Annotated in this window: 17 protein-coding genes; 5 read left to right on the forward strand and 12 right to left on the reverse strand. The window is 72.5% G+C overall.

Going from position 1 to position 22858, the window contains the following annotated elements; genetic code table 11:
• Positions 1–2: 2 nt before the first annotated feature.
• From AC0VYD_RS01280 to AC0VYD_RS01295, 4 genes are all read right to left on the reverse strand, one after another.
• A complete protein-coding gene (locus tag AC0VYD_RS01280) occupies positions 3–2066 on the reverse strand; it encodes a protein kinase domain-containing protein (protein ID WP_475478185.1) in 2064 nt (687 codons plus the stop codon).
• Positions 2067–2083: 17 nt separating this feature from the next.
• Positions 2084–4177 (reverse strand): WD40 repeat domain-containing serine/threonine protein kinase, encoded by a 2094-nt coding sequence (locus tag AC0VYD_RS01285; protein ID WP_475478186.1) that lies wholly within the window; start codon positions 4175–4177, stop codon positions 2084–2086.
• A gap of 195 nt (positions 4178–4372) precedes the next feature.
• Positions 4373–5584: an N-methyl-L-tryptophan oxidase gene (gene solA, locus AC0VYD_RS01290; RefSeq protein ID WP_475478187.1), complete on the reverse strand. Its 1212-nt coding sequence runs from the start codon at positions 5582–5584 to the stop codon at positions 4373–4375.
• 189 nt (positions 5585–5773) lie between these two features.
• Positions 5774–6145, reverse strand: a complete 372-nt coding sequence (locus AC0VYD_RS01295) for a hypothetical protein (protein WP_191276415.1) — start codon at positions 6143–6145, stop codon at positions 5774–5776.
• Positions 6146–6729: 584 nt separating this feature from the next.
• Between AC0VYD_RS01295 and AC0VYD_RS01300 the strand changes: the two genes are divergently transcribed.
• Positions 6730–8013, forward strand: coding sequence for an MFS transporter (locus AC0VYD_RS01300; protein WP_475478188.1), 1284 nt, complete (start codon positions 6730–6732; stop codon positions 8011–8013).
• 55 nt (positions 8014–8068) lie between these two features.
• Here the strand turns inward: AC0VYD_RS01300 and AC0VYD_RS01305 are convergent, their stop codons facing one another.
• Positions 8069–9490 (reverse strand): MFS transporter, encoded by a 1422-nt coding sequence (locus AC0VYD_RS01305; protein ID WP_475478189.1) that lies wholly within the window; start codon positions 9488–9490, stop codon positions 8069–8071.
• Between the two features lie 57 nt (positions 9491–9547).
• On the opposite strand from AC0VYD_RS01305, the gene AC0VYD_RS01310 reads away from it, so the two are divergent.
• The gene (locus AC0VYD_RS01310; RefSeq protein ID WP_475478190.1) at positions 9548–10372 is read left to right on the forward strand and encodes a helix-turn-helix transcriptional regulator; all 825 of its coding nucleotides are present in this window, start codon (positions 9548–9550) and stop codon (positions 10370–10372) included.
• 265 nt (positions 10373–10637) lie between these two features.
• On the opposite strand, the gene AC0VYD_RS01315 is transcribed toward AC0VYD_RS01310, so the two are convergent.
• Positions 10638–11378, reverse strand: a complete 741-nt coding sequence (locus AC0VYD_RS01315) for a UTRA domain-containing protein (protein WP_475478191.1) — start codon at positions 11376–11378, stop codon at positions 10638–10640.
• A gap of 362 nt (positions 11379–11740) precedes the next feature.
• Here AC0VYD_RS01315 and AC0VYD_RS01320 point away from each other — a divergent pair, with 362 nt between their 5' ends.
• Genes AC0VYD_RS01320 through AC0VYD_RS01330 form a run of 3 tightly spaced genes read left to right on the forward strand, consistent with a single transcriptional unit; the run spans position 11741 to position 12560 of the window.
• The gene (locus AC0VYD_RS01320; RefSeq protein ID WP_475478192.1) at positions 11741–11983 is read left to right on the forward strand and encodes a hypothetical protein; all 243 of its coding nucleotides are present in this window, start codon (positions 11741–11743) and stop codon (positions 11981–11983) included.
• A complete protein-coding gene (locus AC0VYD_RS01325) occupies positions 11983–12315 on the forward strand; it encodes a hypothetical protein (protein ID WP_475478193.1) in 333 nt (110 codons plus the stop codon). The genes AC0VYD_RS01320 and AC0VYD_RS01325 overlap by 1 nt, the downstream gene beginning before the upstream one ends.
• Positions 12312–12560: a hypothetical protein gene (locus tag AC0VYD_RS01330; RefSeq protein WP_475478194.1), complete on the forward strand. Its 249-nt coding sequence runs from the start codon at positions 12312–12314 to the stop codon at positions 12558–12560. Before AC0VYD_RS01325 ends, AC0VYD_RS01330 begins: the two co-directional genes overlap by 4 nt.
• 223 nt (positions 12561–12783) lie before the next feature.
• Here the strand turns inward: AC0VYD_RS01330 and AC0VYD_RS01335 are convergent, their stop codons facing one another.
• From AC0VYD_RS01335 to AC0VYD_RS01360, 6 genes are all read right to left on the reverse strand, one after another.
• On the reverse strand, positions 12784–14601 hold the full coding sequence (locus tag AC0VYD_RS01335) for an acyl-CoA dehydrogenase (protein WP_475478195.1): 1818 nt from the start codon (positions 14599–14601) through the stop codon (positions 12784–12786).
• A 308-nt stretch (positions 14602–14909) separates the two neighbouring features.
• Complete coding sequence (locus tag AC0VYD_RS01340) at positions 14910–16697, reverse strand: thiopeptide-type bacteriocin biosynthesis protein (protein WP_475478196.1); 1788 nt, start codon at positions 16695–16697, stop codon at positions 14910–14912.
• Complete coding sequence (locus tag AC0VYD_RS01345) at positions 16694–18151, reverse strand: hypothetical protein (RefSeq protein WP_475478197.1); 1458 nt, start codon at positions 18149–18151, stop codon at positions 16694–16696. Before AC0VYD_RS01345 ends, AC0VYD_RS01340 begins: the two co-directional genes overlap by 4 nt.
• A complete protein-coding gene (locus AC0VYD_RS01350; protein ID WP_475478198.1) occupies positions 18103–19920 on the reverse strand; it encodes a YcaO-like family protein in 1818 nt (605 codons plus the stop codon). Before AC0VYD_RS01350 ends, AC0VYD_RS01345 begins: the two co-directional genes overlap by 49 nt.
• Complete coding sequence (locus AC0VYD_RS01355; RefSeq protein WP_475478199.1) at positions 19911–21716, reverse strand: hypothetical protein; 1806 nt, start codon at positions 21714–21716, stop codon at positions 19911–19913. The genes AC0VYD_RS01350 and AC0VYD_RS01355 overlap by 10 nt, the downstream gene beginning before the upstream one ends.
• Complete coding sequence (locus AC0VYD_RS01360) at positions 21709–22857, reverse strand: hypothetical protein (protein ID WP_475478200.1); 1149 nt, start codon at positions 22855–22857, stop codon at positions 21709–21711. The genes AC0VYD_RS01355 and AC0VYD_RS01360 overlap by 8 nt, the downstream gene beginning before the upstream one ends.
• Between the last annotated feature and the right edge of the window lies 1 nt (position 22858).

Here is a 22858-nt window from a genome sequence, read left to right on the forward strand (position 1 = left end):
GATCAGTGGAACTGGTCGACGATGCGCAGCTCGACGGCGTCCACGACCCACACACCGCTACCGGAGGCGGGGACGCCGATGATGACCTCGCCCTGCGGATGGACGCTGATCTCCCACAGGAAGCCCTCGTCGGCCTCGGCGGTCAGCTCCTCGCCGGTGGAGTACTCCCAGACCTTCATGAACCCCCTCTCCGCGTCGTAGTCGGACGGGAGGTAGGTGGCGTACAGCCGGTCGGCCTCCAGGCTGTACCGGTAGTCGAACAGCTCGACGTCCTCGTCCAGGTCCTCGGCGAGGAAGGAGGTGCCCTCCTCCTTGTCGGAGACGACGTTCTGTTTGTGCACCCCGTTCACGTCCGGGTAGAGGAGGGTCTCCTCGTCGGCGAAGTTCAGGGCCCGGCTGTTGAGCCGGGGGACGTCCTCGGCGGAGGCGACGACCTCCCCGGATCCGGTGTTCCAGACCGTCGACGTGTCGAGGGCGCCCTGGGCGGCGACGTGCTCGCCGTCCGGGGACAGGGCGATCGCGTCGACGGTTCTGCTGCCCTCGGTGTAGGCGGTGACGGTCTCCCCGGTCTCCAGGTCGTACACGAGGACGGCGGAGTCGACACTGATGTCGTAGTTCCCGACGAACAACCGGCTGCCGTCGGGGGAGAAGGCGAGCGACCTCACCTCGTAGCCCTCGGACAGCACGGTGTGCTCCCCGCTCTCCAACGAGTACACGTGCGCGCCGTCGTCGGAGGGGTAGGCGAGCAGGCAGTCGTCGGGGCTGAAACGGGGCTGCCCGTACAGGTCCGGGATCTCCGTCTCGATGAGCGCCAGCTCCTCCTTCCCCCGCCAGTCCCACAGGGCCACACCGCCGCTCCCGGAGACCGCGAGGACCTCGCCGTCGCTGGAGAAGCCGGTGTAGAACATGCCCCCGTCGTCGTTGGGCGCGGTCATCTCCTCCTTGGCCGCCTCCCGGAACTCCGGCGCCAGGTGCTCGGAGGGGTCGCAGGTCTCGCGTTGCGGGGCGGACTCCTCCGCTGCGGGGTCGGACCCGGACGGATCTCCCGCGCCCAGGCCCGCGTCCCGGGCGGCCCACACACCGATGCCGGCGACCATCGCCAGGGCGACCGCCGCGGCTCCGGCGATCAGCAGGCGTCCGCCGAAGCCGCCCCTCCCGCCGGGGACGGGGGCCGACCGGACCGCGTCCCGGTACTCCTGCGCGATCTGGTCGATCCGCGCGGCGGCGGCCTGGGGGAGCCAGGCGGTGGCGGAGGCCGCGGGCGCGGTGGGGCCGCCGAGGGCCTGGAGGACCTGTGCCGCGTTCGGCCGCCGGGCGGGGTCCTTCTCCAGGCAGGCGGTGATGATCCCGCGCAGCGGTGCCGGAACGCCGTCGAGGTCGGGCTCCAGGTTGCCGATGCGGTAGAGGACGGCGGAGGGGTGTCCGTCGCCGAAGGGGCCCCTGCCGGTGAGCGCGTGGACCAGGACCCCGCCGAGCGCGAAGACGTCGGCGGCCGGACCGGTCCCGTCCCCGTGTACGGCCTCCGGGGCCATGTACCCCGGCGTGCCGGTGATCTTCTCCTCCTCGTCGCCCCGGGGGTCCTCCATGGCGCTGGCGATACCGAAGTCGATCACCTGCGGTCCGGCCGCGGAGACCATCACGTTGCCGGGTTTGAGGTCGCGGTGGACCAGCCCGGTGGCGTGCACGCGCTCCAGGGCCTGGGCGATGCCCCGCCCCATGAAGCGCACGGACTGCTCGGGGAGGGGGCCGGCGTCCTGGACGAGGTCCTGGAGGGAGGGGCCCATGACGTACTCGGTGGCCAGCCACGGGGTCTGGCCCGCGGTGTCGGCGGCGAGCACCCGGGGCGTGTAGTTGCCGCGGACGCGCTGGGCGAGTTCGAGCTCGCGGGCGAAGCGCTCCCGGAAGCCGGGGTCGTAGGCGTACTCGGCGCGGACGACCTTGACGGCGGCGGGGGAGCCCGACGGGTCCAGCCCGAGGTAGACGCGACCCATACCGCCGGAGCCCAACAGGGCGACGACGCGGTAGTGGCCGACCTGGCTCGGATCGTTGGGGGCGGGTTGCTGCATGGTGCCTTCCGGGAGGGTCAGTTCACTTCGGCGACGACGTTGAAGTCGGCGTCCATGACGACGATGGTGTAGACGCCCGCCTCGACGACGGCGGTGAAGAGGTGTTCGCCGTCGGGGTGGACGCCGAGGGGGACGTTGAGGACGGGGCTGCCGCCCGTCTCGACGAGCTCGCCGCTCTCCGCGTCCCACACGAACCCGGATTCGTCGCTGAGGTCGGAGGTTGCGCCGTAGACCAGGGAGCCGTCGGTGGAGAACTCGACCTCGTAGAGCTCCTCGTGTTCGAGCCCGGGGGACTCCAGGTCGCGGACCTCGCCGGTACCGATGTCGGCGATGTGGGCCTCCCGCTGGTCCGTGACCATGGCCAGGCTCGTGCCGTCACCGGCCAGGGAGACGTCGTAGTACTCGGCGCCCTCGAAGACCTGGAGCTCCTCACCGGTCTCGGGGTCCCAGACGTACACGCCGAGGTGGGCGGCGTAGCCGGGCTCGGCGACCACGGCGACCAGGGCCGAGTCGTCGGGGGTGTAGAACATGTCCGCCAGGTAGCCGTCGACGGCGAACTCGTTGCGCACCTCGCGGGACTCCACGTCCCACACCTGGATGAGCGGGTCGCCGTCCGCGGTTCCGTCGTCGGAGGCGAGGTTGGCCACGGTGGCGCCGTCACTGGTGAGCGCGGGCGTGTCGTACTGGCCGCGGTCCTCGCTGTTGCCGCCGAGTACGGCGACCCGGTTCTCGCTGCCGCCCTCCCACACCTCGATGTAGGTGGCGGTGGTACCCGCGGCGAAACCGCCGGGGGTGACCACGGCGCCGGTCGGGACGGGGGAGTACTGGTCGGTCACCGTCCCCTCCCGCCAGTTCCAGGAGGAGAGCGTTCCGGATCCGAAGACGTGCAGGGTCTCCCCGTCCTCGGAGAAGCTGAGGTCGTAGAGGAAACCCTCCAGGGTGACGGCGGCCTCCTCGTCTCCGTCACCGCCCTCTTCGCCGTCACCCCCGCCGCTCGCGCCCTCCCCGTCCGCGGGTTCACCGTCGGCGGTGCCCCCGGAACCGTCCTCCTGGGAACCGAGGGGGAGCGCGGTCAGCGCGAAGGCGCCGCCGCCCAGCAGGACGAGGGCGGCGGCCGCGGCGGCCGCGACCGTTGCGGCCCGTCCCCGCCACCAGGGACGATGGCCGCCCCCGTGGTCGGCTTCCCCGCGCCCGGCCGCGGGTACGGTGGTCCGCTCGGCGGCCTCGGCCTGCCGCAGCTCACCGGCCTTGGCACTGATCTGTTGGTTGACCTGCGGGGGGAGCCAGCCGTGTTCGGCGGAGGGCAGCGGGAGTCCGGAGAGTTCCCGCTGGACGGCCTCGGCGTCCGGGCGCTGGTCGGGATCCTTGGCGAAGCACCGGGCGAGCAGGTCGCGTAGCGGACCCTCGGGTACGGCCCCCAGGTGCGGGTCGCTGTTCATGACCTTGTTGAGGGTGCTGATCGCGCTGCCCTCGCCGAACGGCGGTCTGCCGCCGGCCGCGAACAGCACGACGCCCGCCATGGAGAACACGTCGGCGCGCGGGGACACGTTCTGTCCGGTGATCTGCTCGGGCGAGGTGTAGGCGGGGGTGCCGAAGGTCTGGCCGGTCCGGGTGAGGACGGTGCCCTCGACGGCGCGGGCGATGCCGAAGTCGATGACCTGGGGTCCGCGCGGCGAGAGCAGGATGTTCGAGGGTTTGAGGTCGCGGTGCACGAGGCCGGCCGCGTGCACGGTGGCCAGGGCGCGGGCCAGGCCCAGGACGAGGACCCGGAGCGACTCCCCGGGAAAGGGGCCGTTCTCCCGGACGGCTTCCTTGAGGGTGGGGCCGGGCACGTACTCGGTGGCCATCCACGGCGTGGCGGCGTCCGGGTCGGCGTCCACGACCGAGGGGGTGAAGGGTCCGCGCACGTGCTGGGCGGTGCGTACCTCGCGGGCGAAGCGGGCCCGGAACTGGCTGTCGTGGGCCAGGTCCTCCTTGACCACCTTCAGGGCGCACAGGTGCCCGTCGGGGGTGCGGGCCAGGTACACCTTGCCCATGCCGCCCGCGCCGAGGCGGGCGAGGAGCCGGTGCGGACCGATGGCGTGGGGGTCGTCGGAGGAGAGGGGTTGCACGGCGGTGTGGTCCTTACTGCGTGCGGATACGCGGTGGGGCCCGTGTTCCGGCAGGTCCTTGGGGGTGTCCGGGGGGCGGGGTACCCCGCCAATGTAGCTGCTCGGCGACAAAGCACCCAGGTGTGTGTCCTGTTCCGGCCGACTCCGAACCGTCGCGGCCAAGGACGGCGACAGGGGTGGTGTGAGCGGCCGACCTCACAGGTGCGAGGGAGGGGAGTCCCAGCGGTGCGGGTCGAACATACCGACGGGCAGGTCCGTGCGGCCGTCCCGGGCCAGGTCGGCCAGGGCCAGGCCGACCGCCGACGCGAACTTGAAGCCGTGCCCGGAGAAGCCCCCGGCCAGGATCAGACCGGGCAGTTCGTTCCGGCGGCCGATGAGGAAGTGCTCGTCCGGGGTCATGGTGTACATGCAGGACGCCATGCGGTCGGGCAGCGGCGCGACACCGCGCAGCCCCGCCGCCAGTGCGCCCAGGCGGCGCGCGTCGGCCTCGTCCGGCGGACGCGGGCCGGTGCCGGGGTCGACGGGTTCGCCCCACTGGGAGCCGGCGGGCCGGGTGGTGCCCGCTCTGACCCCGGGCGGCTCGGCGTGCACGCCGATCTTCACGGTACGGCCTCCGTCCATGCTGGGGAAGCCGTACCAGAGGGCGCCGTCGGGTTCCTCGCGGGCGAAGACGGGTTCGGGGGCCGAGGGGCCGGAGGCGGGTTCGGTGACGCGGAACCAGCCGAGCACACGGCGCTCCACCCGGATGCCGCCGCCCAGGCGGGCGGTTCCCGGCAGGAGCCCGGGGAGCCAGGCCCCGGCGGTGACGATGACGCGCCGGGCACGGATCTCGGTGTCGCCGACCCGTACGCGGGGGTGGTCCGGGTCGGGTTCGATCCGGGTGACGGCGCGGCCGGTCCACACCCGGGCGCCGGCCAGGCGGGCCAGGCGGACGGCGGCGAGGATCGAGGCTTCGGGCAGGACCGCGCCGGCGTCCGCCTCGAAGACGCCCGCCTCGCCGGTGCGTACGGCGTGCCGGGGGTGGCGTTCGGCGAGTTCCTCGGCGGAGAGGCGTTCGTGGGCCAGGCCGTGGTGTTCGGCGGCGGCGACGGAGCCGCGGATGACGCCGGAGTCGGGTCCGCCGAGCATCAGGGCGCCGGAGCGCACCACGAGCCGGGACCCGGAGGCCTGCTCGAGTTCGTCCCAGGCGCGCCAGGCGGCCTGTACGAACGGGACGTACTCGGCGCCTTCCAGGTAGGCGGTCCGGATGATCCGGGACTCGCCGTGGCTGGAGCCCCGGTCGTGTCCGGGGGAGAACTGTTCGACCCCGATCGCGTCGACGCCCTCACGCGCGAGGCGCCACAGGGCCTGGGCGCCCATCGCGCCCAGCCCGACCACGACGGTGTCGGTCTCGACGCGTGTGGTCATGGGGCGGCAATTCTTACGAGCGTGAGGAGTGAGGACGCCGGGAGTGTTCTGCGAGACGGGTCAAGCCGCTGTCGAGCAACGAGCGTCGGGCGCAGACGAGGATGCTGTACTTGCTGCACCCCGGATATCTCCCCTTCCGGGGGCCCGAACACGGGCCGAAGCGGAGCGGAGGCCCAAAACCAACACGGGTCAGGCGGCCACCGGCTGGCGGTGCGTGTAGTAGTGCGCGGGCTCCGGAACCTGGGCGAACGGGTTCAGGAGGGCTGCGGCACCGACCGGGTCGCTGGCGGGGTGAGACATCGTGCCGCCCTGGAAGAGGTCGTTCCAGAAGAAGCGGCCGTCCCGGCACCAGACGTTGACGTCGCGCATCACGGAGGCGACGGCCATCTCGGAGGAGCCGGACCAGTACAGGGGGCGGGAGGCCACTGAGGCGAGCTCGCCCAGCAGCGCCGTGATCGCGCGCTCGGCGCAGAAGGCGTGCCGGGGCTTGTGCTTGATTCGCCTGGCGAGGGCCGACTTCGCCCGGGAGGCCCGGGGGTTGTTCAGGCGCCAGTGACTCAAGGTCGTCTCCAGTGTGTGTCGGGGTACCGCGGGTGTGCTGACCGTGTGTGCTTGTTGCGGCCACGTCGCCGCGGTTCGAGTCCGGTCCGCCGCGTCCAACCGGAGTTGGCGACCTCGCTCCGCGAAGTTGGTGAGGCGTGAACGATGTCGTTACCTCGTAGTTATCCTTCGCGCTCCGGATGCTAGCAGTAACTGACCCCTCGTAGTCGAGGCTTTCAAGAGTGACGCATCTCACATCTAACGAATGGGCATCGACCTGTTTGGCGAGAGAACCTGCAGTTCAACGGGCTCTTTTCGAACACCAGTCTGCGTTTTCTTTTCGTGATAAAGGGGCTGTAGTCCCGTGCTGGTTGTCGTGAGACTCACCCGTTTTCGGCACCCATCGCGCATCGTGTGTCACTCGTAGTGACTTTACGCAGCTTGTCGGGTCTTTGCCCGTCTGGGATGGGTTCTTGTCGGAGCCGCACCCGCTGCCGCCGCGGGGATTCCCGGCCGCTTTGCGTTCCTGGTCACCCCGGTGTACTGGGCGTTCAACGTTCTGGAGGACACTGGAAGGCGGGTCGAACCAGGGGAGAAGTTGCGAAGTGACACAGACCGAGACATCCGGTGACAGGACGCCCGTGAGCGGAGGTTCCTCCGCGGAGCCGACGGGCGGCGCCCGCGCCTGGCTGGTGTGGGGCGTGGCGGTGGGCGGCTACTTCCTCGCCATGCTGCACCGCAACGGACTGGGCGTCGCGGCGCTGGAGGCCCAGAGCAGGTTCGACGTGGGGCCCGCGCTGCTGTCGCTGCTGCCCATGCTCCAGCTCCTCGTGTACGTCCTCCTCCAGGTGCCCGCCGGACTGCTCGCCGACCGGCTCGGCCCCCGGTACACCCTGGTCATGGGCATGGTCGCGATGGCCCTCGGTTCGTGCCTGTTCGCGCTCGCCCCGGGGGTCGAGGTGGCCGTCGCGGGGCGGTTCCTCATCGGTCTCGGCGACGCGCTCGTGTTCCTCAACGTCATCCGGCTCGCCGCCCTGTGGTTCCCGCGTGCGCGGTACGCGCTGGTCAGCGGGTTGACCGGGGTGGTCGGCGGTACCGGTCAGGTGGCCAGCGCGGCCCCGCTGGCCTGGGCACTCGGCGGGGTCGGCTGGGTGGCGGCCTTCCTCGCCACCACCGGCCTGACCGTCCTGATGGCCCTCCTCGTGCTCCTGGTGGTGCGTGACCGCCCCGCAGGCGCCGCGGGGCGCTCCACCGTCGCCGACCCCATATCCGTCTGGGCGGCGCTCAGGGAGGCGCTGAGGGCTGACGGGCCCCGGATCGGCATGGCGCACCACGCGGCCGTCATGGCGCCGTTCACGATGATGATGGTGCTCTGGGGCTACCCGTTCCTCGTGGGCGGCCTGGGGCTGTCCGAGGGCACCGCCGCCCTCACCCTCACCGGACTGGCGGCCGGGGCCCTGTGGATGGCCCCCGTCGCGGGGCTGTTGATCGGCCGTTGGCCGGGGGTGCGGGTGTACTTCGCGTTGACCCTCGGGGGATCGCTGAGCCTGGGGTGGCTGCTGCTGGTCCTGTGGCCGGACGGGGCTCCGGTGCCCCTGGGGATCATCGTGCTGGCGGTGAGCGCGCTCGGTCAGACCATGGCGCCCACGATCTCCTTCGACTTCGCCCGAGACGGCATCCCAGCGAGCCGTACCGGTGTCGCCTCCGGCCTGGTCAACATGAGCGGCTTCACCACCGCCGTGGTGTGCACGGTGGCGGCCGGGGCCGTCCTCCAGGCGCTGCCGGACGAACCCGCCTCCTACCAGTGGGCGTTCCTCCCGATGGCCCTCACGACCACCCTGTCCACCTGCGTGCTCGCCGTGTTCATCGGGCGCCGCACTCGGGCCTGAGCGCCGGGCCGAGGACGCCACCGGCTATCCCGGCAGCGTCCCCTAAGCCACCCGCTCAGCCCTTCGGCGCGGGGTCCCCGGACCGGCGGAGCAGCACCGCGGCGAGGGCGCCACCGGCCAGGAGCGCGGTCCCCGCGACCACTACGCCCAGACGCGTACCGGCGACCACCGCCGCGTCCGGCCCCGCCCCGGCCGCCGCGGCCGCGACCGTTCCCAGGACCGGGGTCCCCACGGTCAGGCCGATCTGCTGCGCGGTGTAGGCCAGACCGGTCGCCAGCCCCTGCTCGGAGTCCCCGATGCCCGAGGTCGCCGTGATCATGTACCCCACCACGCACAGCACGTGCCCGAACCCGGCGACGGCGGTGGCCGCCAGCAGGAGCGGGTACCCCGAGTCCTGGCCGACCAGGGTCAGGCAGAGCGTGCTCGCGCCCTGGAGCACCAGGCCGAGCACCAGCGTGTTCCGGACCCCCGCCGCCGTGACGATCCGGGAGGAGACCGCACCGCCCAGGACGGCGGCCGCGCCCAGCGCCGCGAAGGTCGCCCCGGCCGCCATCGGGGACATCCCCCGCACGTGCTGCAGGTAGAGGGTGAGCAGGAAGACCGTGCCGGTCATCATCGAGAAGGTCAGCAGCCCCATCGTGTTGCCCCAGCGAACCGAGGGGCGGCGGAGCAGGGTGAGGTCGACCAGCGGGTCGCGCACCCGGGACTCGGCGGCCAGGAAGGCGGCCAGCAGGACCGCGCCGAGGACGAGGGAGCCGAGGGTGACCGGGCTGACCCACCCCTCCCGTTCGGCGGAGGTGATTCCGAAGATCAGCGACAGCAGGCCCCCGGTGACGGTGACCGCGCCGACCAGGTCCAGGCGCGGACTGTCCCCGTTGCGGCTCTCGCGCACCAGGAGCGGTGCGGCGACCAGGGCGGCGAGGCCGAACGGCACGTTGACCAGGAGGGTGAACCGCCAGTCGCTGAGCTCGGTGACGACCCCGCCCAGGACCACTCCGGTGAGGAAGCCCAGGGACAGTAGGGTGCCGTTGATACCCAGGGCGCGCTCGCGGAGGCCGCCCTCGGGGAAGGACGTGGTGAGCAGGGACATCGCGGCCGGGGTGAGCATGGCGGCGGCCAGGCCCTGGCCCGCGCGGGCGGCGATCAGCACTTCCGGGGACCAGGCCAGCCCGCCCAGCAGGGAGGCGGCGGTGAACAGCGCCATGCCGCCCAGGAACCACCTGCGGCGGCCGAAGAGGTCGGCGGCGCGGCCGAACAGAAGGAGGAGTCCGCCGGAGGGGAGGGCGAAGGCGGTGATGATCCACTGGAGGTCGTGGAGCCTGAAACCGAGGTCGGTGCCGATCACCGGTAGCGCGACGATGAGGATCGAGAAGTCGAGCGCGAGCATGAACTGGGTGCCGCACAGCAGCAGGAGGACGAGGCGCTGGCGTCCGGTGAACGCGGGCGCCGCGGCTCCGGTAGAGGGTGTGGTGGTCATACGCAGCAGCCTCGCGGAGCCGTCGACACCGAGGAAGACGGTGTTTATCGTGACACTGTGAAGACCACCCAGAGCGTTCGCCGCCGCGAGGAGTTGCGTGAGTTCCTCCGCAGCCGCAGGGCCCGGATCGGCCCCGAGGGCGTGGGCCTGCCCCCGGGCGGGCGCCGCCGGACGCCGGGGCTGCGCCGCGAGGAGGTCGCCGTCCTGGCCGGGGTGGGGACCTCCTGGTACGTCCAGCTGGAGCAGGGACGCGACATCACCGTGTCGGCCTCGGTCCTGGACGCGATCTCCCGGGCCCTGCGCCTGGCGCCGCTTGAGCGGGACCACCTGTACCGTCTGGCCGGTGCCAACCCGCCTGGCGGGGCCGTGGAGCGCGGGCCGGGCACGGACGAGGTCTGGAGGCTGGTGGAGCACTGGATGCCCAACCCCGCGCACGTGCTGGACCGGTACTGGAACGTCATGGCGCTGAACGGGGCGGCCCGGGAGGTGTTCGGACTGGAGCCCGGGACCAACTGTCTGAGCGCGTTCTTCACCGTCCCGGCCTACCGGGGCCTGCACGAGTACTGGACGGACATGGCGCCCACCCTGGTCGCCGAGTTCCGCCGGGACGCCGCCCGGTACCCGGAGGACCCCGGTTTCGGACGTCTGGCCGCGGAGCTGCGGGCGGCCAGCGGTGATTTCGCCGATCTGTGGTCCCGGCACGACGTCGTCAACGACGACGGGGGAGTGAAGGGCGTGGCCCACCCCGTCCTGGGCCGCCTGGCCTTCGAGCACTCGGCCCTGCACTTCCCCGGCCGCCCGGACCTGCGCCTGGTCCTCAACCTCCCGCTGCCCGGAAGCGGCACCGCCGAGGCCCTGGAGCGGCACATGGCGTCCCGCTGAGACGGGTCAGCCGGCGCTCGAGTCCAATCCGGGCGGCTGTTTGTGCTGGCCGGTCATCGGGGTGGCGATCCCGCTGTCCGCGCCGGTCACCGCACAGCCGTTGGAACGACTGCGGTTGGCCTGAGCCAGGTTGTCGGCGGCGGTCTGGCGGAAGAGGCTCCACCGTGATCGGGGCGTGTGCGTAGGTGCCCGGGGCGCAGCGCGTGCGGGAAAGTCATCAGGACGGAACGGCCCCGGCTGCCCGCCGGGGCCGTTTCCCGGGCGGTCAGAACTGGTCGCTGTCGACAGCCTGGCCGATGGGGAAGGTGTGTCGGGACGCGGCGCAGATCGTCTCGAGGGCGTGGATCGGAATGTCCTCGGTGGAGTAGCTGACCCTGAGTACCTGCACGACCCACTCTCCCGGCACCTCGAGCAGATCGGCCTCGTAAGGGGTGGCGGGGCGTGCGGTCAGGGTCTCCACGGCATGGCCGAAGCGGTGCCCGAGGTCCTCGATGGCGGTCTGGAGTGTCGGTAGGACGAAGCCCTCACCGTCGAGGCGGGTGTTCTCGCCGACGTCCACGCGGAAGTACGACGTCGAGATCCTGACCGGCACGCTGTTCGCCCAGAACATCTTGCGCCGGGCGATGACTGGATCTCCCGGCTCGACCTGCAGACCCTGGGCGACATGCTCGTTGGCTGGCTCCTGACCGACGAACAGCATCCTGCGCTCGGGGGTGAGGCCCTGCTGCTCGGCCTCGGTCAGGTAGAGCGACTTGGAACCGCGCGTGCTCGGCGGGGTCGGTAGCGCTCGCTGGACGAGTACCCGGGGCTGCGGCCCCAGAGGGCCGGTCGGTGCTTTGTGGGCGGGCTCGTCGCCGCCGGCCTTCTTCATCTGGGACACACGACCCGGGGACACCCCCAGGTGCCGGGCGATGTCCTCCTGACGCATCCCGCCTTGTTGGGCTTCGATGATGGCTCCTCGGCGGATGCGCGAAAGCTCCACGCTCTGCCCCTGCAAGCTGTTCATGGCGGCGGAGGCAGCACGGGCTCTGTCTAGCGGGTCCGGCGTAGCTGCGATGTCATGCAATGTCCTCGCGTCCAAGGCAAATCCTCACTTCGGGTGCTCCACCAGAACTTTAGCCCCCCTATTGCGTTTGCCGAAAGGGCGGGTTACTGTCGTCACACGCGAAGGTTTAGCCCCTATAAAGTCGACGGTTCGTCGTCGGCGTGCAGGCGGTGGAGCGGTTGGCGGTCACATATCCAGTGTGCCCGAGGTCGCTCGACCTGAGCGTGGCACCGCATGGTCTGGCTTGGCGGTCACGGCCGTGTGGTGTCCTCCCGAGGACTTTCCCTGCCGGGACCCCCGGCGCCTGACGAAGGAGCCGCGCTGTGTCGCGATACCTGTCCGAGTTGGCGCACGTGCGCTGGCTCGCCTCCGATACCACGTACCGTCGTCGCCCCCGCAGGGCAGGGCGTGTGCGTACGTACGCCGCCAAGCCGCGAACCTTCTCCGGAACCCGCCCGCCCCGTCCGCCGTTGGTTCCCTCGCCCCGGCGCCCGCTGGACACCGCTCCCCTGGACGTCCTCCAGGCGGTCCTGTCCGGTCTGCGCCGGTTGGGAGTGTCCTTCTGATGCTGAACACGCACACCTGTGACCTGCTGGCCGCCGTAGAGGAGGCTCTGCGCCCTCCCACCAAAACCACCCCGGGCGAGCTGAGGTGCTGGTACACCCGCACTCTGCGCCGCCGTATCCCGATGATCCGTGAAGCCCTGCGGATCGCACATCAGGACGGCGACATCGAACTGGCTATCTACCTGGTCGATCAGGCGATCACCGACCATCCCGCCACCGGCGTGGTTTCGGCCTCCGGGAGCGGGACGGTGTCCGCCCGGGTCCGGCGCAGGTTCAAGGGCCAGGACGGCTCTGTCAGGTCCTGGCTGAACTCCGGAAGGCGGGCACAGTGAGCGATGAACTCCCCGTCCCCGAACGGGTCCTGTGCGACCTGCTGCACCGCCACTGGCGGATGACCATCGAAGGCCGGGGCGCCGACGTCAGGTTCGTGGCCCACCGGCCCATCGGCTGGGCCGGCGAGGGCGATCCCTTCGAGCGGATCATCGCTTCCACCCGCACCGAACTCCTCCGCCTGCTCGCTCACCGCCACCTCGGGGCCGCCGAGACCAGGAGGGAACCGCCCCCGGTCTCCTCCTGAGCCGAAAGCTGGCGTCGGGCAACCCGCACCCGCGCAACCCTCCACCACAACGGGTCCTCACCCTGCCCACCCCGACCCCGCCCCCGCAGAACGCCCGAGGGGCGGGACGAACGAATCGTCCCGCCCCTCGGCGGTGGTTCAGTACCTCGCGCTGTCCTGCACTGCACTCGCGCTACCTCGCGCACCCCCGCGCCGGTACGCCGGCCGGGGTGCTCGGGAAGACCTAGAAGGCCTCCTCGGGAACCTCCATGAGGCCCAGGTTCACGTTCTGGGCCACCTTCAGCTCGGACTCCACGCGCGGCAGGAACTGCTCGGCGAAGAAGCGCGCGGCGGCGATCTTGCCGGTGTAGAAGTTCTTGTCGTCGTCGCTGGCGCCGTCGAGGCTGTTCAGCGCGATCTCGGCCTGGCGGAGCAGCAGCCAGGCGAGAACGACGTCACCGAAGGCGAAGAGCAGGCGGACCGAGTTCAGGCCCACCTTGTACAGCTCGCGGGAGTCCTCGGCGGAGCCCATCGCGTGGCCGACCATGAGCTCGACGATCTTCTCGGTCTGGCCCAGGGCGGACAGCAGGAGCGCGCGCTCCTCCTTGAGCTGGCCGTTGCCCGCGTCGCTCTCGGCGAAGGCCCGGATCTCGGCGGACAGCTTGCCGATGGCCTGGCCACCGTTCTTCACGATCTTGCGGAAGAAGAAGTCCTGGGCCTGGATCGCCGTGGTGCCCTCGTAGAGGGTGTCGATCTTGGCGTCCCGGATGTACTGCTCGATCGGGTACTCCTGCAGGAACCCGGAGCCGCCCAGGGTCTGCAGGGACTCGGCGAGCAGGTTGTAGGAACGCTCCGAGCCCACGCCCTTGACGATCGGCAGCAGGAGGTCGTTCATGGCCTCCAGCTCGGTGACGTCCTCACCCTTGGAGTGCGCGATCTGGATCGCGTCCTGGGTGGTGGCGGTGTAGAGGACCAGCGAACGCATGGCCTCCACGTACGCCTTCTGCGTCATGAGGCTGCGACGCACGTCCGGGTGGTGGGTGATGGTGACCTTCGGGGAGTTCTTCGCCCCGGCGAGGTCGTTGCCCTGCACGCGGTTCTTGGCGTACTCCAGGGCGTTCAGGTAACCCGTGGACAGGGTCGCGATCGCCTTCGTGCCGACCATCATCCGCGCGTACTCGATGATGAGGAACATCTGGCGGATGCCGTCGTGCTTGTCGCCGACGAGGTAACCGATGGCGGGGTGCTTGTCGCCGAAGGTCAGCTCACAGGTGGTGGATGCCTTGAGGCCCATCTTGTGCTCGACGTTGGTGACGTAGGCGCCGTTGCGCTCACCGAGCGAGCCGTCCTCGTTGACCAGGTACTTCGGCACCAGGTAGAGCGAGAGGCCCTTGGTGCCGGGGCCGGCGCCCTCGGGGCGGGCCAGCACCAGGTGGAAGATGTTCTCGGTCATGTCCTGCTCGGCCGAGGTGATGAAGCGCTTCACACCCTCGATGTGCCAGGTGCCGTCGCCCTGGTCGGTGGCCTTGGTGCGGCCGGCGCCGACGTCCGAACCGGCGTCCGGCTCGGTCAGCACCATGGTGGCGCCCCAGCCGCGCTCGATGGCCATCTCGGCGAACTTCTTCTGCTGCTCGTTGCCCTCGGAGTGCAGGATGCTCGCGAAGCCGGGACCGGCCGAGTACATGTGGATGGAGGGGTTCGAGCCCAGGATCAGCTCGGCCGCGGACCACACCAGGGAGCGGGGGGCGCCGAGGCCGCCGAGCTCCTGGGGGAGGTCGAGGTTGTACCAGCCGGCGTCCATGTAGGCCTTGTAGGACTTCTTCAGGCTCTCGGGGATGGCGACGGTGTTGGTCTTGGGGTCGAAGACCGGGGGGTTGCGGTCCGCGTCCTCGAACGACTCCGCGACGACGCCCGTGGCGAGACGGTTGATCTCGTCCAGGATGGTGCGCGCGGTCTCCTCGTCCAGCTCCTCGAACGGGCCCTCGCCCAGTACGTCTTGGCGCTTGAACAGCTCAAAGAGGTTGAACTCGATGTCGCGCAGGTTGCTCTTGTAATGCGTCATGGACAGCTCCGCTGTGTCCCTGGCCGCGGTGTCTGTACACGCGGATCTACCGGCTAGTAACAAGTCAATGTTACTACTGAGTAGCCGCAGACGCCAGTGACGATAGACACTTGTGTCCTCCAGGCCATGCCGAAAGCGCGAAAGGGCTGTTCAGGGCGGTTTCCCCGGTGTCCTGGGCGGCAGCATGGCCGCGCTCCCATCCCCCTGGTGTAACCGCCTTCCGGGGCCGCCTTCCGGGAGCGGTCCACGGCGCGGCGGTCCTGTCGCCGGTGCGGCCCCGGCCGTCGAGGACCGCACTGCGGGCAGGATCACCGGTATCCGGCGGGTCCGGACCCGACCGGAAGCAGGGTGAGCACCGTCCGGTCCACCCCGTCCAGGTGCAGCAGCGCGTTGGCCGCGTCGTCGGCGAACCCCGACACCACCAGGGACCGCAGCCCCAGCGCCGCCGCGCACAGCGACAGGTTCTGCGCCACGTGCCCGCACTCCTGGAACAGCAGCCGCAGCGCCCGCTGGCCGTACCCCTCGCGGAGCCGACCCAGGTCGCCCACCAGGAGCACCAGCGCCCCCACCGTCCCGGCCACGGCCCCGGGGTGCCCGTCGGCCTCCGCACGCAGGAACGGCGAGAGCTCGACCAGCCGGTCCACCCCCGTGGGGCCGTCCGCGCGCAGCAGCCGGTGCTCCTCGGCCCGGTAGCGGTAGGTGCCCGGTTCCAGTCCCCGCACGTGCCGGGCCACCACCCACACCTGGGTGGCGTAGGCCGCTCCCGGCGAGGGGTGGGTACGCGGCGGCACCCGGTACCCGGACCGGCCCTCCCCACCGGACCGCCTGTCCCCTCCGGCCCCACCGGGCCCTTCGCCACCACCAGACCACCCGCCACCACCGTGCCCTCCGGCACGGCTGTGGCTGACCCCGGCCCCGTGCCCGAGCAGCGCCGACAGCTCGTCCAGACCCAGCCGGGAACCGTAGTCGCCGTGCCAGCTCGCCCGCTCGGCGAGCGCCCCGCCCAGCGGCGCGGTGAGCGGAGCTGGCTCGGGAAGGGCGACCAGCGGAGCCCCGGCGGCCTCCGGCCGGACCCTCTCCGCGGGCACCGGCCGCGGCAGGTGGGCGCCTCCGATGGTGTCCGGAAGGTACTTGCTGGCCTCGGCGTACACCCGGTCCGGGGCGCCCACCCCGGGCTCGAAGTAGTCGCCCGGAGGCTCCCAGCGGGGGTAGCACAGCGACAGCAGCCAGGCCACCCGGCGTTCGTCGTCGATGTCCAGACCGAGCCGGTTGTGCGTCATGTGCAGCAGCGACCACACGATCCGGTCCAGGCCGTTGGCCAACCCCTCCTCGGCGCCGATCTCCCGCAGCCGCCCCACGGCCCTCCGCAGCCCGCGGTCCCACAGGTGGTGGGTGGACGATCCCTCGCCCGCCACCAGCCGTTCCACCCGGGGCCGCCGCTGCAACCACCGCGAGGGCGCCGAGTGGAAGAGCCGTTCCGCCTCGGCCCTCGCCCGGCTCCCGCCACGGGCGACCTCGGCCGAGTAGTCCCAGGTGGCGTAGTAGCCGCGGGCCTGCCGGACGGCCTCCACGTCGTCGAACCCGAGCACCCCGAACGCCAGCGCGGTCAGGTCGGCGGCCACCACCTGCCGCTGGTGCGGCTCGGGCGCCGAACGCAGCACGGCGAGCGCGATCCGGGTGCTCTCGGCGAAGAAGTCCTCGCAGACCTCCAGGGCGCGCGGGCCGCCGTACCGCTCGGTCTCGGGTTCGTACACCGCCTCCAGCACGGCGCCGTCGGCGTACCAGCGCTCCGGGTCCGCCTCGGGCAGGTCCGCGTAGTAGGCGTCGCTGTCCAGTGCCAGCGCGGACGCCGAGGTCTTCTCGGCCAGGGCGCGCATCCGCTCGGCGAAACCCGCGACGGCCGCCGCGTCGGCGTCGAGGAACCGGGCCCGCAGGTGCGGGCCGCCGTCCCAGTAGCGCAGGTAGAACCAGTCCTCGGCGTGCCCGGCGGCGACCAGCTCCTCCGCGTGCGGGGCCAGGTGCTCCAGGAGGAAGGAGTCGATGTCCGCGCGGCTGCGGTGCAGGTACACGTACACGGCGGACCAGGTGCGGGTCATGGGATCTCCGGGGGGTCGGTGTCCGGGGCCGCGTCGACCGGGACGTCCAGGTAGGTGCCGCGTTCGGAGCGCACCCACAGTTGGTAGGCGGGGGTCTGCCCGGGGGCCAGGCCCAGGGCAGCCGCCCAGTCCTCCTCCGAGTAGTTGCGCATCGGTCGTGCGCACAGCCCGGTGGCGGCGGCGCCGAGACAGCCCCACTGGGCGGTCCAGCCGAGCAGGGTGTGCAGGACGGTTTCGGCGTGCCGGGCGCCGTGGGCGCGGGCCCAGGCGGGGAAGTCCACTGCCAGGGTGTACCCGAGGGTGGCGGAGAAGTTGCTCTCCCCGGTGCGCGGGACCCCGCGTGCGGGCCCCTCGGAGCCGTCGGCGCGGAGCTCGCGCACGGACCGGTCGTCCACCCGGTCGCCCTCCAGCACGTGCCGGTACAGCCGCAGGGCGTCCGGTTCGGGGAGGGAACCGTGAACCGCGGCGAACGCCTCGGCCAGTCCCGCGGTGACCGCCGAACCCCTCTCCGGACTCACGTACGCGCTCGTCACCAGGTTCGCCGTGGAGACCCCGCTGGTCCGCTCGTCCAGCCATCCGCGGAGGGAACGGCCCGCGGGGGAGACGGCCGCCGCCACCCGCGCCGTGGCTTCGGGTGCGATGCCCGCCGCCCCGTCCGGACCGGTGGTGATCGCGGCGACGGGGGCCATGCCCTCGGGGAGCAGCGGGGCGGCCTCCGCGCAGGCCAGGTGGGCCGGGTCCGGGTGGGTCCGGGGGCTGAGCCCGGCCCGGGTCAGGGTCAGACCGAGGGTCGCCAACAGGTGGCCCCCCTCCAGCCGGGCCAGGGAGGGGCGCAGACTTCCGTACTCGGGCGGATACCGGTGAGGGTCCACCGCCACCACCAGACGGGCTTCGGACAGAACCCCTTCCAGGTCCGGGTCCGGCAGCGCCTCGGCGTCTCCGACCGGCTGGAGCGCGTGCGACTGCGGGTCCATCCGCAGGCACCACCGGGTCCCCTCGCGGGGCAGTAGGAACAGGTCCGCCCCGAACAGGCCCCTCGGGGAGGGGTAGGCGCGGTGTACCGGGTACCGGTCGGCCGCCGAGATCCGGCGCACCCGTACCGCCTCCACACACGCGGCGAGCAGGCGCTGCGCTGGTGACCACGTCCCGCCGAGGGTGAAGGCGTCGAGGGCGCGCAGCGGGGCCAGAGCGGGCAGGGGCGGTCGCACCTGCCCCGCGACGGGTCGGGCCAGGCCGTTGGACAGGCCCTCACCGAAGAACAGCGTCTCGACCCCGGCCACGTCCTTGCCGTACGACTGGGCGTGGAAGTGCGCGAGCGCGCTTTCGAGCCCGCTGCGGCGCGAGGCACCGGGGACGCGGCGGGCGTCGGAAGAACCGCCGGTCACGGGACCGGAAGAGCCGCCGGTCACGGGAAGGGGTGCGGTACCGGGTACGTCGTGCCGGGCGTGTCCCATGGAACTCCTCCCTCGAACAGCTCGGATGCGCGGGTCAGCCGCTCCAGCGAACGGGTCCGGCGGTGGGTGTGGCCGAAGGTCATCGGCAGGGCGCCGGGGACGATCACCTTGACCGAGCGGGTACCGGACGCCTCCGTGTACGGCGCGCTGCTCTGGTCCACGACCACCACGTCGAGCCCGAGCCCGTGCACGGCCGCCAACCGTTCGCGCAGCACCGAGGCGAGGTCGGTCCCGGCGAAGGAGGACGGCCAGCCGGCGGTGAACTCCCCCATGCCCACGCTGCCGCCGGGGTGTTCCAGGAACTCCCACAGGGGCCGGGCCTCCCACAGGCCGTGCATGCCGGTGTGGTCCTCCAGGGTGCGGACGAGGGTGAAGTCGTCGAGCATGGGGCGGCACCGCTCCACCGACACCGAGGGCCGCATCCGCACCCACTTGGGGTACATCAGCGCGTTGGTCGCGGTCTCCTCGACCGCGGCCATCAGTGCGCGGCGCGGGTCCGGGTGGGTCCCGGTGGCCAGGCTGAGCGCGGGCGCACGGCCCTCGCGGACGGCCTCCTCGGGCGCGGTCACCACGGCCATGACGGTCGGTACCCCCAGGTCGCTGGTGAGGTCGTACAGCCGCAGGCGGAGCCCCCGCTCGGTCAGCAGGTCCGCAAGGTGCAGCAGATCCGGGTCGTCGGCCCCCTCGATCAGGCGCAACCGGGTGCGCGAGTACCAGGCGAGCAGGAAGGCGTCCCGCTCCACCACCTCGAACAGGCCGTACAGGACGGCCTCCGCCAGCGTTCCGCCCACGGCGCAGCCGTTGGAGGACTCGTACAGGAACCGCTCCCGGGCGCGGCCCGCGTGCCAGTACGCGACGTGCTCGGGGACCAGGACGCGGCGCCGTTCCCGCGTCGACCACCCCCACACCCAGGTGGTGGGCGTGTGCGGGGTGTAGGGGACGGGCTCGAACGCGGGGTGCCCGTACCACTCGGGTTCGTGCAGGCCCAGGTCGGCGGGGTCTACGGCGTCCTCGGCCACCTCCGCGTACGAGCCGTGCACCGTGGCCGCGCCGGACAGGCGCCTGCCTCCGGTCACCCGCTCCACGCCCTCGAGGAAGGCGGGCACCTCGCTGGCGGTGAAGCGGGTGGAGCGCCCGTAGCCGCCCTCCCGCACCGCGCGCCCGGGGGCGACGGTCTCGCAGGTCGTCAGGGCCAGGGGCGACTCCTCGTCCCGGTAGACGTGGGCGACGGGCCCGAACCTGAAGTCGAGCAGCCGCTCCCGCAGGACGAGACGGTCCACGGCGCGGGTGCGCAGGGCGTCGCCGACGACCGGCTGGGCGGTGTCCAGGTCCGGGCCGCGGCTCCCGGCGGCGTCTGCGGCCGGACCGTCGACGGTGTCCGCCGCCGAGAGCCCCCGGCCGCCGGGGAAGCAGTGGCCGCAGTCCGGGTGGGGGACGAAGCGGTGCCGGGTCACCTCGCCGGTGCGGCAGTCCAGGGCGAGCAGGCACAGGCGCAGGACGGCGGGGTCGGTGGCGCCGACCAGCTCGGCGAACACGTCCGCCCAGAGGTCGAAGAGGCCGGCCGGCGCGGACCGGTCGGGGGCCGTCTCCCCCTCCACGTCGGTGCGCCAGAGCCCGGCGCACCGCGAGCAGCCCGGAGACCCGTCCGGGGTCCACGGGCCCAGGACGGCCAGGGCGCCGCTCATCGCGGTGTGCAGGACCCCGTCCGACACGGCCACCGCACGCGGGTCCTCCAGGGTCGCTCCCACGGGGGACGGGTTCAGGTCCATACGGCCACCGCCGAGTGCACCCCGCGGGAGCGCCAGTACCCGGCCCCGCCCGGCGCGGCCACCCGCACCGCTCCGGTGCCGAGGGCCCACCGGGCGAGCGCCGAGGTCACCGCCTCCGTACCGGTTCCCGACCGCGCCAGGACGGCGCGGGGCGCCTCCTCGGCGAGCCGGACCGCCGCGACCGCCCGGAGCAGTGCCTCCCGGACACAGGCGTCGGGGTCGGGGGAGACACTGGCCCCGAGGACGGTGTCGGCCCCCAGGCCCGCGCCGACGGGGTTCGCGCTGGCGGGGTCCGCGCCGTCGGCCGGGACCACCCGGGCCCGCAGCAGCCCGGTTCCGTCCAGCTCCTGGACGGTCAGTTCGGCGGGCACACCGCACCGCAGGGTGAGGGCGGTCCACATCCGGCGGGCGGCCGGCGACAGCACCGGGGTTTCGACGTCCTTCCAGCCGCCCTCGCCGCGGTTCAGGAGGAGGTCGCCCACGGCCGCGCCGACCGCGGCCGACGGCGTCAGCCCCAGCCCGAGTCCGGCGGCTCCGGCCCCGGAGGGGTCGTCGCCCGCGACCGCAGGGTTGCGCCAGACCACCTCGTGTAGGGCGTTGACCAGGGCGTCCTCCCTGGCCTGGGCGGTGGTGAACCCGCATCCGGCGCGGTCGCCGGACAGGGCCAACCCCACCGGGAGCTGGGGCAGGTCCCCGGGGGCCGGTTCTGTGAGGGGGCCGAACACGCGGTCCCACAGGAGGGTGAGGGCGTCCAGGCGGTCGGGGACCACCAGGGGGTCCGGTTCCGTCCCGGGGCCCGCCCCGGGGGCGGACGTGCCGGTGGGCGGCGGTTCCGGGGCGGGCAGCGCGCCGGGCGCCGTCGGATCCAGCGGCTCCGGGACGAGGAGGGTGTGCGGTTCGCTGACCAGCTCGTCCGTGGTCACCATGAACTCGGGGTCCGGCTCGGCGGCGTCCGCGGCGTCGTCCTCGACGCTCCGTGCCACGTGCGCGACCAGGGCCAGCGCCAACTGGGCGGCGGCCAGGGCCCGGGTGACCCGCAGGGCGGCCCCGTCCGGTTCGAGGTACGCCGGGTCGGGTTCGCGCCGGTCGAGCCAGGCGCGCAACCTCCCCGACAGGTCCGGGGTGCCCGGGAGGTTGCGCGGTCCGGTCAGCCAGAGCCCGCCGTCCGCGGCGACCACGTGCTCGGACTCTCCGCCGGGCGCCCCTCCGGATTCCCCACCGGGCTCCCCGTCGGCCACTCCGTCCGGCACGCGGATCCGGGCGGTCAGCAGCACCGGTCCCCCCGGGCCGGACCGGGTGTCGGCGTGCACCTCGCCGAACCCGGCCCGGGCCAGGGCGCGCCGGACCTGTGCCTCCAGCAGCGGGCACGCCGAACGCACCCGGACCGTGCTCGTGCGCAGCGCGGCCAGTGCGGCGTAGGGACGGCGGGTCGCCGCCTCCAGGTGCGGGTAGGCGGCCCGTTCCGCTTCGGTGAGGGAGGCGGGTTCGGGTTCGAGTTCGCGGAGGAAACCGTGTTCCTCCAGTTGGTCGAGGATGCCCGCCAGGAAGGGGCGCCCCTTCTCCGGGAAACCCCCCAGCAGGGAGGGGCGGTCGAAACCGGCGCGCAGGGACGGTTCCAGGGCCCGCCACACGGCGTCGGCCCGGGACCCCCGGACGACGACGGCGGTGGCGCCCATACTCAGCGCCACCCCCTCGGACGCCAGGGAACGGGCGCGGACGGCGCTCTTGAGACGCACCGGGGAAGGGGTTCCGGTCGGGGCGCCGGTGCCGGTCGGGGTCGCGGTGGTCTCAGGCATCGCCCACCCACGGAAGGGTCGGCCGGAGCTCCGGGTCGCTGCGCTGGTGGTCGACGACCCTGCGGACCGTCTCCTCCCAGCGCTCGCCCACCACTTCCTGGGCGGCCTCGGTGAACAGGTACGCCACCGAGTACCGCTGGATCGGGGTGACCCCCATCAGCGGCAGCAGGTCGAAGAAGCAGTTGATCAGGAACCGGAACGCCGCGAACCCGTACCCGTCGCCGAGCCGGGTGAAGTCGAGCTTGCGGAACTCCCGGTGGAAGTCGCTGTAGGAACGATCGTCCGAGCCGCTCCAGCGCACCCGCACGTCGTCCCCGAACCTCGCCGCCTGCTCCTGCCGTTCCGGGTGCGGGAACGGCAGGATGTGGTCCTGCCCGGCCAGGGCGACCGCCTCGGGCAGCCACCGGTCGACCCACTCGGCCCAGTCCAGCGCGAGGGGGTCCTCGCCCGTACCCTCGTGCACCCCGCGCAGGGAGGCCACCAGCCCCTCCCGCTGTGCCAGGTAGGAGGCGGCCAGCCGTTCCTGGGCCCGCCCCTGCGGGTCCGACCAGTGGAAGTACTCCTTCCAGTGCGAGAGGAAGGCCTGGTAGCCCGATCTGAGCCCCCACTCGGGGTAGCGCGTCGCGATCGCGCCCATCCCGGCGAACACGTTCGCGAACACCGCCCGCTCGCCGCCGCGGCCGCCCGCCTGACCGGCCACCCGGGAGAGCCCGTCGGTGAGCACCCGGCCCTTGAGCGCGACCGCCTCGGGACCGCGCAGGAACGTGTCGACCGGGTCGCCGGCCAGCCTCCGGGTGGAGTTGTCCGGTTCGATCGGGGCGTAGGGGCCCTCCACCAGTTCCAGGCGCCCCATCCGCTGGGAGAACTCCTCATAGCGGGCGGGGTCCAGCCGCCGCCGGGAGGGGTGCCGCCGCAGGAAGTCCCGGACCTCCTCCCGCGCCCCGGTCACCGCGGCCTCCACCGCGTCCGGGTCGCCGTCCGCGTAGAGCACGCAGTGCGGTCCGCGCAGCCAGTGCAGGTGCAGCCAGGCCGCGGTGACCCCCGCGCGGGCGGCGGCCGTGCGCGCCGCGGGCAGGAGGCAGTCGCCGAGCAGGGCGCTCTTGTCGCTGTCGTGGTAGTTGACTCTGAGTCCGACGGTCAAG

The organism is Nocardiopsis sp. iso_40 (assembly GCF_056173285.1).